Below are 8,809 nucleotides of genomic sequence, written 5' to 3' on the forward strand. Positions count from 1 at the left end.
AGACCCCGGAGAGCCCGCGTGGTGCTGCGGTGCTCCGGTTGGGGTTACTCGCCCGTCGCCTTCGCGATGATCTCCTTGGCGACGTTCGCGGGAACCTCGGCATAGGAGTCAAAGGTCATCGAGTAGTTCGCCCGACCCTGGGTCTTGGACCGCAGGTCGCCGACATACCCGAACATCTCCGACAGCGGGACCAGTGCCTTGACGACACGGGTGCCGCTGCGCTCCTCCATGGCCTGGATCTGGCCACGGCGGGAGTTCAGATCGCCGATCACGTCGCCCATGTAGTCCTCGGGCGTGGTGACCTCGACGGCCATCAGCGGCTCCAGGATGGCCGGGCTCGCCTGGCGGGCGGCTTCCTTGAGCGCCATGGAACCGGCGATCTTGAAGGCCATTTCCGACGAGTCGACCTCGTGGTAGGCACCGTCGAGCAGCGTCACCTTCACGCCCACCAGCGGGTAGCCCGCCAGCACGCCGTACTGCATGGCGTCCTGCGCGCCCGCGTCGACCGACGGGATGTACTCCCGCGGGATGCGACCACCGGTGACCGCGTTGACGAACTCGTAGAGAGCGCCGTCTTCCTTCTTCTCCAGCGGCTCCAGGTCGATGAGGACCTTCGCGAACTGGCCGGAACCACCGGTCTGCTTCTTGTGCGTGTAGGAGTACTTCTCCACCTTGCGGCGGATCGTCTCCCGGTACGCGACCTGGGGCTTGCCGATGTTCGCCTCGACCTTGAACTCGCGGCGCATGCGGTCCACCAGGATGTCCAGGTGCAGCTCGCCCATGCCGGCGATGATGGTCTGGCCCGTCTCCTGGTCGAGGTTGACCCGGAACGTCGGGTCCTCCTCGGCCAGCTTCTGGATGGCGGTGCCCAGCTTCTCCTGGTCGGCCTTGGTCTTCGGCTCGATCGCCACCTGGATGACCGGCTCCGGGAACGTCATCGACTCCAGCACGATGGGGTGCTGGGGGTCGCACAGCGTCTCACCGGTGGTCGTGTCCTTCAGACCGATCACGGCGTAGATGTGGCCCGCGATGGCCTCGTCGACCGGGTTCTCCTTGTTGGCGTGCATCTGGAAGATCTTCCCGATGCGCTCCTTGCGGTCCTTGGTCGAGTTGATGACCTGGGAGCTGGAGGCGACCCGACCCGAGTAGACCCGGATGTAGGTCAGCTTGCCGAAGAACGGGTGCGAGGCGATCTTGAACGCCAGCGCGGCGAAGGGCTCCTCCACGGAGGGCTTGCGGAAGGCCGGCGTCTCGCCGTCCTGCAGCGTGCCCTCGACCGGCGGGAGGTCGAGCGGGGCCGGCAGGTAGTCGATGACCGCGTCGAGCATGGGCTGGACGCCCTTGTTCTTGAACGCGGAACCGCACAGCACCGGGTAGGCGCTGCGGTTCTTCACGATCTCGCGGATACCGGTCTTGATCTGCTCGGTGCTCAGCTCCTCGCCGCCCAGGTACAGCTCCATCAGGGCGTCGTCGGTCTCCGCGACGGCCTCGACCAGCTGCTCGCGGTACTCGTTGGCCTTCTCGACGAGGTCGGCCGGGATCTCCTCGACCGTGTAGTCCTCACCCTTCTGGACCTCGCCGCGCCAGGTCAGCGCGCGCATCTCGACCAGGTCGACCACGCCGATGAAGTCGCTCTCCGACCCGATCGGGATCTGGATCGGCAGCGGCTTGGCGCCCAGGCGCTCCTGGATGGTGCGCACGGTGAAGTAGAAGTCGGCGCCCAGCTTGTCCATCTTGTTGACGAAGCAGATGCGCGGGACGTCGTACTTCGTGGCCTGGCGCCAGACCTGCTCGGACTGCGGCTCGACGCCTTCCTTGCCGTCGAACACCGCGACCGCGCCGTCGAGCACGCGGAGGTTGCGCTCCACCTCGACGGTGAAGTCCACGTGACCGGGCGTGTCGATGATGTTGATCTGGTGGTTCTTCCAGAAGCAGGTCGTCGCGGCCGACGTGATCGTGATGCCGCGCTCCTGCTCCTGCTCCATCCAGTCCATCACGGCCGCGCCGTCGTGGACCTCGCCGATCTTGTAGCTGATCCCGGTGTAGAACAGGATCCGCTCGGTCGTCGTGGTCTTGCCCGCGTCGATGTGGGCCATGATCCCGATGTTGCGGACCTTGGCCAGGTCGGTGAGCACATCCTGTGCCACGGGTGTTTCCCCTGTCTTGAGCTCGCAGGCTCACTAGGGCCGGGAGAGCCCGGCGGGCGACTCGCAAGTGGGTGTTCCGGACGCCCGCCGGGCGTCACATCACCAGCGGTAGTGGGCGAAGGCCTTGTTCGACTCGGCCATCTTGTGGGTGTCCTCGCGGCGCTTGACGCTCGCGCCCAGGCCGTTGCTCGCGTCGAGCAGCTCGTTCATCAGGCGCTCGACCATGGTCTTCTCACGGCGCTGCCGGGAGAAGGTGATCAGCCAGCGCAGCGCCAGCGTGGTCGCGCGACCGGGCTTGACCTCGATCGGCACCTGGTAGGTCGCACCACCGACGCGGCGGCTCTTGACCTCCAGGGCGGGCTTGACGTTGTCGAGCGCGCGCTTGAGCGTGACCACCGGGTCGGTGCCGTTCTTGTCGCGGGCGCCTTCGAGGGCGCGGTACACGATCCGCTCGGCCACGGAGCGCTTGCCGTCGACCAGCACCTTGTTGATGAGCTGGGTCACCAGCGGAGAGCTGTAGACCGGGTCGGAGATCAACGGCCGCTTCGGGGCCGGTCCCTTGCGGGGCATCAGCTCTTCTCCTTCTTCGCGCCGTAACGGCTACGGGCCTGCTTGCGGTTCTTCACGCCCTGCGTGTCGAGGGAACCGCGGATGATCTTGTAGCGGACACCGGGGAGGTCCTTCACACGACCGCCGCGCACGAGCACCATCGAGTGCTCCTGGAGGTTGTGGCCCTCACCCGGGATGTAGGCCGTGACCTCGATGCCGCTGGTCAGCTTCACGCGAGCGACCTTGCGGAGCGCCGAGTTCGGCTTCTTGGGCGTGGTGGTGTAGACGCGGGTGCACACACCGCGCCGCTGCGGGCTGCCCTTGAGCGCCGCGGTCTTCTGCTTCGCGACCTTGTCCTGCCGGCCCTTTCGGACCAACTGCTGGATCGTTGGCATTCGCCGACTGCTTCTTCCGTTCGAGTGCCCGCCGTCTTGGGGACGTCGACCACTGTTTACCTGGTCCCTCTCTGCACCCGAGGTCGGGCGTGTCGCGCCCTTTGCCCCAGGTCCGCAGGCAACATCCCAGGATGCCCCTACGAGTGGAGGTCACCGCGACCGGCTATCCAGCACTACTGGCGCGTAGGCACGCGGAGCGGCCCGACATGGGTCGGGCACGAGTACCAAAGATACCCCGGCCGCTTCCCACTGGTCAAAACGGGTCCGTCACACCTCGCGGACGGGCGCGCGGGGCACCCGCCGGTTTTCCCGCCGTTCACTTCCAACGCCCTTGACCTGCGGGGAATTCCCGTTCGGGGGTGCGGCCGGGCGGTGGTCGAGGACCACCTCCGGGGCGGGCCGGCGCGGCGGTCACACTGGGGGGCGTGGACCCCCTCGCGCCCGGCCCCGACCCGCTGCGCCGCCGCAAGGCGGTGACCGTCCTGGTGATCGTCTCGGCGGTGGTGCTGCTGCTCGGCGGCGGCGCGGTGTTCGCGCTCAGCCGCACCTCGGACCCGGCCGCCGGCGACTGCGTGGTCACCTCCGGCGGCCCGTCGACCCCGGTGGCGGTGCGCAAGATCGACTGCGGCGCGCCCGAGGCGACCTACCGGGTGTCCGCCGGGCCGTGCCCGGATGGCGACTACATCGCCGCCGACGGCCTGTGCCTGGCGCTCGACGTGGTGTCGGGCGACTGCCTCAAGCCCGTTGAGTACCAAGGTGTTTCGGCGTTCCACATGTGGCCGTGCGACCAGGCCGACGTGCGGCGGGTGACCCGCGTGGTCGACGCGGCGGATCGCGGCGCGTGCGCCGGCGGGGTGGCCCACGTCTACGCCGCTCCCCCGCGCACCGTGTGCCTGGACCGCTGAGCCGTGCCGCGTGGGCCGGGGTCGGCGCGCGGCGGGGTGGCCCACACTGATCGGGTGAACTCCGATCTTGTCGCGGGCATGGCCGCGCTGGTCGCGGCGGACGCGCGGCCCGAGGTGCTCGCGGTGCGCGGCGACGTCGTGGTGGTGCGGGTGGGCGACGTGGTGCTGAAGGCCCACGAGCGCGGCACGGACCGCGCGGTGCTCGCCGCCCGGCTCCGGGTGGCCGGCGACCCACGTCTGGGTGCACTCCTGCTGGCCCCCGCCGGACCGCCGGCGGAGGTGCTGGATCGGGTGGTCACGGCGTGGCCGCTGGGCGTGCCGGTGCCGCAGGACGTCGAGGCGCTGCCGCTGGAGGCGGCCGGGCGGCTGCTGGCCGACCTGCACCGGTTCGGCCGGTCGGACTTCGCCGACCCGGTGCCGGCCGCCGGCGCCCGGCCGAGGATGCGGCGGGCGGTGCGCGACCTGCCGGACGTGCCGGGGGCGGACGTGGTGCGCCGGGCGTTCGACACGCTCGCGCCGGTGCTCGGGGACGCCGACGGCGACACCCTCATCCACGGCGACTGGCACCTCGGGCAACTGGTCGACCGGGGTGGCTGGCGGCTGATCGACGTGGACGACCTGGGCCTGGGCGACCCGGCGTGGGACCTGGCCCGGCCCGCCGCGCTGTTCGCCTCGGGCGTGCTGGACCCGGAGTCGTGGAGCCGGCTGCTGGACGCCTACCTCGACGCCGGCGGCACGGCCGTGGAGCGCGCCGACCCGTGGCGCCGGCTGGAGGTGCCGGCGCGGGCGCTGGTGGTCCAGATGGCTGCGCGTGCCCTCTCGGCTGCGGAGCGCGACGGAAAGCCGATGAGCGAAGCTCAGGAGGCCCTGATCGGGGCTTGCGGTCGCATCGTGTCGGAACACAGAGCCATGCCGCGCGGCTAATATCGCCCATAACGCACCGAGAGCAGGAGGCTCAGACGATGCAGTGTCCCAAGTGCCATGCGAACATGCGCACGTTCGACCGCATGGGCGTACACATCGAGCAGTGCGACGGCTGCCGAGGGGTCTTCCTGGACTACGGCGAGCTGGAGGCCATCACCCGCCTCGAAACCCAGATGGCCGCGCCGCCGCCCCCGCCGCCCGTCGCGCCGCCTCCCGCCCAGGTGCACTACGTGCAGCCGGTGCAGCAGCCGGGCTGGGGTGCGCAGCCGCATTACGGCCACGGCTACGGCCACCGCAAGCACCGCGGTCTCGGCGGGCTGTTCTTCTCGTCCTGATCCGGTCCGCGAGCTGATCACGGTCGTCGAGCCGGTCCCGGCAGGGCCGGGTCCGGTTTCGCCGAGCCCGTTGCGACTACCGAAAAACTGGGCGATACTCAGTAGTGACTGAGGGAGGTCGCCATGTCCGTCGCGACGGAGGCCGCGCTGATCCGGGATCTCTTCGACCAGATCGAGGAGATCGAGGAGGTCGCGTCGAGCCTGTCGGCCGACGACGAGCGGCGGCACAAGCTCGACGGGGTGGTGGCGCGCGCGCTGCGCAAGGCCCCGCCGGTCCGGCCCGTGGTGGCCGGCGAACTGCTCGACCTGACCGAGAAGACGGTCAAGGCGTGGGCCCGGGAAGGCGTGCTGGCGATCCACAGCCAGGAACCCCGGATGCTCCTGGACGCCGAGCGGCTGCACGAGGTGCTGCACGTGGTGTCGGAGCTGCGCCGCGCCGGGCGCACCCGCGGCCTGCTGGACGAGGTGCACCGCAGGTTGAGCGACCAGGCCCTGCTCGACCGCGAGGACCTGGCGACGAGCCTGGCGCAGCTGCGCCGGGGCGAGGGACGGGTAGTCCGCTCAGCTTGATCACCGTCGTGGAGACGCCGCTGGCCGGCGTCCAAGCCGCCCACCTGCGCGGGCCGGCCCGCCATGCCTACGAGCGCTTCCTGGACGAACTGGCGCACAGCGGGTGCGCCGCGCTCGGCTACCGGGTGACCGGCCCCGAACCGCTGCCCCGGCTGTGCGTGAAGCACCTGCGCGGCGCGGACCGGGTGATCGTGGCCTTCCCGGACCCGGCGACGGCCTGGGTCCTGCTGGTCGGCACCCACGAGGACGACCCGGGCCGCAACCTCTACGACGCGCTCTACGAGCTGGCGGGCGTCCGGCCCCGGCTCAACGAGCGCCGCACCAAGCCGCCGTGCTGCTCGGACGGCACTCCCCCGGCCGCCGACGCGGACCTGGTGGACGAACTCGTGGCCCGCGCCCGCGCGTTGGCGAAATCGCGCCGCAGACCGTGATCCGGTGGTGTCCCGGTCGCGCTCGGCGCGACCGGGACACCGCTTGCTCAGCCCGTCACGGCCAGGTGACCCTCGACGGCGGTGGGGCGCGGTGCCTTGCCCGGCGCGGAGGCCGGCGGGCCGGTGGTGGCGGAGGTCGTCGGCGCGGCCGTCCGGGCGGCCTTGGCGCAGGTGGCGGACGCGATGTCGATCTTCTGCAGACCCGCGACCTCGACCGAGATCGCGACCACGGTCAGCGTGCCGTCGGCGGCCCGGGTCTGCTTGTTCAGCACCACCGACGCCACCCCGGGCAGGCCCACCCCGGTGTTCGGCGGGGGCTGGACCGCCAGCGGCACCGCACCCGCCTTGGCACCGGCGAGCGTCGCCTGGCCCTCACCGTCCACGCAGGACGCGCTGACCGCCTCGGCGGTCAACGCGGAGACGTCGCCGGGGAGCTTCAGCAAACCCAGCTGCGCCTTGAGGTCCGCGACGCTCGCCCGCGCTCTCCCCCGGTCCGCCTCGGTGTTGAGCGCCCCGGCGGACAGGACCGGCGATGTCGCGTCCGGCAGGCGTGTCGAGGCCGCGGACGCCTGGCGGAACCCCTCGTGGCCGGCGAGCGCCGGCAGCGGGTCGACGGCCAGCAGGCCGGAGGCCGCCAACGCGTACGCGGAACTCGCGTCGGCGCCCGGTTCGCCGGCCACCGCCGCTCCCGGGGCGAACGCGACCAGCGCCAGTGCGGCGGCGGTGAAGACGGTCAGGATCTTCTTACCGGACAAGGAAATGCCTTTCTGGGTCATTTGACGATCACCACGGTCCCCAGCGGGAGGGTCAGCAGCAGGTCGAGGGCGTCGTCCGGCACGCGGATGCAGCCGTCACTGCCCGCCGCGCCGAACGGACTGGCGTCGGGCCACCCGTGCAGCGCGACCGTGCCGGGGCCGCCGCCGAACGTCTCGTGGCTGTCGGAGTGCGCGCCCAGCGGCAGGATGTGAGGGCTGAACGTCGTCACGGTCTCCTTGATCGACGCCATGACGTAGGTCCGGCCGACCGGGGTCGGGTACTCGGGTTTGCCCGTGCCCACCGTCCAGACGCCGCGCGAACGGCCCTTCTCGGTGACCTCCAGGCGGAACGCGGCCAGGTCGACGGCGACCAGGAAATCGTTCTCGGCCCGCTCGAAATCGCCCGAACCGGTGAACACCCAGCCGCTGGAGCGATTGGGGCGCGACGGCAGCAGCACCCGCGACCAGCCGTCCCGGCGGGCGATCTCGGGGACCCACGTCGGCGAGCCGAGCTGGGTGCCGGGCAGCCGGGCGACCGCCGTGCCGTCCGGTCGGTCGTAGACGGGCACGCCCTTGGTCGCGCGCAGCACGTGCCCCTCGGTCGGCGACAGGTCGTCGTCGGCGGGCAGGCCGTCGATCTTGGCGAACGTGGTGGCTTCGGGCAGGGCCTCGAAGGACCGCGCGTCGACGGCCGCCGTCGCCGTCGCCGCGGCAGCGGGCCGGGCGGGCGGGTCCGAAGGGCCGGCGCAGGACGTGACGGCGAGCGCCGACACGGCTGCGAGCAGCAGCGAACGCGACATCGTGGAGTCCCGATCAGTTCGGTGGCCAGTGACGGCGGAGTGCCTCGGCACGGCCTGCGGAGGCCGGACGGCACAGGATCACGCCTGACCGGAAGCTATCCAGTTCCGAGGATCAGTCGCAAGAAGCCCAACGGCAAGGCACCTGAATGCCGCAGCGCATTACCCCGGCGGCTCTAATTTCAGCGAAGATCGACACGTAACGTGACATCCTACTACAGGTAGCTACCGTCACCCTCTCGGGGTACGGGTGTGACGGGGCCGGGTCGGGGCCGACCCCGCCACACCCACTACCGCGCGATCAGCCCGTCACGGCCAGGTGGCCGTTGACGGGAGTCGGACGCGGCGCTGTGCCCGGCGCGGAGGCCGCCGGGGTGTTCGGGGGTGGTCGGTGCGGTTGACGCGGCGGTGGTCGGCTCCGGTGGGTTGGCGCTGTGGGCCGTCGCCTTGCCGCAGGTCGCGGAGGCGATGTCGATCTCCGGGAAACCCGCGGCCGGCACCGAGACCGCCACGGCGGCGTTCGGGCCGGGCCGGACCTCCAGCGCCACCGCGTCCACCTCGGCACCGGCGAGCGTCACCCGGCCTTCACCGTCCACACAGGACGCACCGACCGCCTCGGCGGTGAGCGAACCGGAATCTCCGGGGATTTTCAGCGATCCGAGCCGAGCCTTGAGATCGTTGGCGCTCGCCCGCGCCCGGCCGTCGGCGGGCGGGCCCACCAGGGCCATCTGGGCGTTCGCGGCGGTCGGGGCGACCAGGGCGAGGGCGGCGGCGACGGCGACGGCGACGGCGAGCACTGTCAGGTTTCCCTTGGGGGACAAGAGAATTCCTTTCAGGATCAGGTGACGATCACCGAGGTCCCCCAGTGGAATGGCCGTCAGCACACTGGGACATCGCGGGGTCCTGATCGGGTCGAGGGTCCGATTGGCGGCGGAGGTACCTCGATCCGGCCGGGTGGCGGCCGGGTGACGCGTGATCGCGTCGGATCGGGACGCTATCTA

11 protein-coding genes are annotated in these 8,809 nt (G+C 71.1%); 5 read left to right on the top strand and 6 right to left on the bottom strand.

Translation table 11 applies throughout. The features are described 5' to 3' along the window. Positions 1-44: 44 nt before the first annotated feature. The 3 genes from fusA to rpsL all read right to left on the bottom strand — a co-directional run bounded on the left by fusA (position 45) and on the right by rpsL (position 3,091). Positions 45-2,147: an elongation factor G gene (gene fusA, locus AC0HI0_RS31720; protein ID WP_480927155.1), complete on the bottom strand. Its 2,103-nt coding sequence runs from the start codon at positions 2,145-2,147 to the stop codon at positions 45-47. Positions 2,148-2,246: 99 nt separating this feature from the next. Continuing rightward, positions 2,247-2,717 (bottom strand): 30S ribosomal protein S7, encoded by a 471-nt coding sequence (gene rpsG, locus AC0HI0_RS31725; protein ID WP_360738675.1) that lies wholly within the window; start codon positions 2,715-2,717, stop codon positions 2,247-2,249. Beyond that, positions 2,717-3,091: a 30S ribosomal protein S12 gene (gene rpsL / locus AC0HI0_RS31730; protein WP_030473471.1), complete on the bottom strand. Its 375-nt coding sequence runs from the start codon at positions 3,089-3,091 to the stop codon at positions 2,717-2,719. The genes rpsG and rpsL overlap by 1 nt, the downstream gene beginning before the upstream one ends. 425 nt (positions 3,092-3,516) lie before the next feature. Between rpsL and AC0HI0_RS31735 the strand changes: the two genes are divergently transcribed. From AC0HI0_RS31735 to AC0HI0_RS31755, 5 genes are all read left to right on the top strand, one after another. Beyond that, entirely contained in the window at positions 3,517-3,996 is a 480-nt protein-coding gene (locus AC0HI0_RS31735; RefSeq protein WP_480927156.1) for an LppU/SCO3897 family protein, read from the top strand. Positions 3,997-4,050: 54 nt separating this feature from the next. Then, on the top strand, positions 4,051-4,920 hold the full coding sequence (locus AC0HI0_RS31740; protein WP_480927157.1) for a phosphotransferase family protein: 870 nt from the start codon (positions 4,051-4,053) through the stop codon (positions 4,918-4,920). 38 nt (positions 4,921-4,958) lie between these two features. Then, positions 4,959-5,255, top strand: coding sequence for a TFIIB-type zinc ribbon-containing protein (locus AC0HI0_RS31745; RefSeq protein ID WP_480927158.1), 297 nt, complete (start codon positions 4,959-4,961; stop codon positions 5,253-5,255). Positions 5,256-5,378: 123 nt separating this feature from the next. After that, entirely contained in the window at positions 5,379-5,825 is a 447-nt protein-coding gene (locus AC0HI0_RS31750) for a hypothetical protein (protein ID WP_480927159.1), read from the top strand. Further along, positions 5,822-6,256 (top strand): hypothetical protein, encoded by a 435-nt coding sequence (locus AC0HI0_RS31755; RefSeq protein ID WP_480927160.1) that lies wholly within the window; start codon positions 5,822-5,824, stop codon positions 6,254-6,256. Before AC0HI0_RS31750 ends, AC0HI0_RS31755 begins: the two co-directional genes overlap by 4 nt. A 47-nt stretch (positions 6,257-6,303) precedes the next feature. Here the strand turns inward: AC0HI0_RS31755 and AC0HI0_RS31760 are convergent, their stop codons facing one another. From AC0HI0_RS31760 to AC0HI0_RS31770, 3 genes are all read right to left on the bottom strand, one after another. Further along, positions 6,304-7,032 carry a choice-of-anchor P family protein gene (locus AC0HI0_RS31760; RefSeq protein ID WP_480927161.1) on the bottom strand — a complete coding sequence of 243 codons (729 nt, stop codon included), beginning with the start codon at positions 7,030-7,032 and terminating at the stop codon, positions 6,304-6,306. Next, positions 7,029-7,811: a L,D-transpeptidase gene (locus tag AC0HI0_RS31765; protein ID WP_480927162.1), complete on the bottom strand. Its 783-nt coding sequence runs from the start codon at positions 7,809-7,811 to the stop codon at positions 7,029-7,031. The genes AC0HI0_RS31760 and AC0HI0_RS31765 overlap by 4 nt, the downstream gene beginning before the upstream one ends. Positions 7,812-8,098: 287 nt before the next feature. Beyond that, positions 8,099-8,629, bottom strand: a complete 531-nt coding sequence (locus AC0HI0_RS31770) for a hypothetical protein (RefSeq protein ID WP_480927163.1) — start codon at positions 8,627-8,629, stop codon at positions 8,099-8,101. Between the last annotated feature and the right edge of the window lie 180 nt (positions 8,630-8,809).

Source organism: Saccharothrix sp. NBAS 001 (assembly GCF_056640475.1).

Bases quoted from the DNA above. Each gene is read 5' to 3' on its own strand.
- rpsG (WP_360738675.1), bottom strand. From the start codon at position 2,717: ATGCCCCGCAAGGGACCGGCCCCGAAGCGGCCGTTGATCTCCGACCCG.
- rpsL (WP_030473471.1), bottom strand. From the start codon at position 3,091: ATGCCAACGATCCAGCAGTTGGTCCGAAAGGGCCGGCAGGACAAGGTC.
- AC0HI0_RS31745 (WP_480927158.1), top strand. From the start codon at position 4,959: ATGCAGTGTCCCAAGTGCCATGCGAACATGCGCACGTTCGACCGCATG.
- AC0HI0_RS31750 (WP_480927159.1), top strand. From the start codon at position 5,379: ATGTCCGTCGCGACGGAGGCCGCGCTGATCCGGGATCTCTTCGACCAG.
- AC0HI0_RS31760 (WP_480927161.1), bottom strand. From the start codon at position 7,032: ATGACCCAGAAAGGCATTTCCTTGTCCGGTAAGAAGATCCTGACCGTC.
- AC0HI0_RS31765 (WP_480927162.1), bottom strand. From the start codon at position 7,811: ATGTCGCGTTCGCTGCTGCTCGCAGCCGTGTCGGCGCTCGCCGTCACG.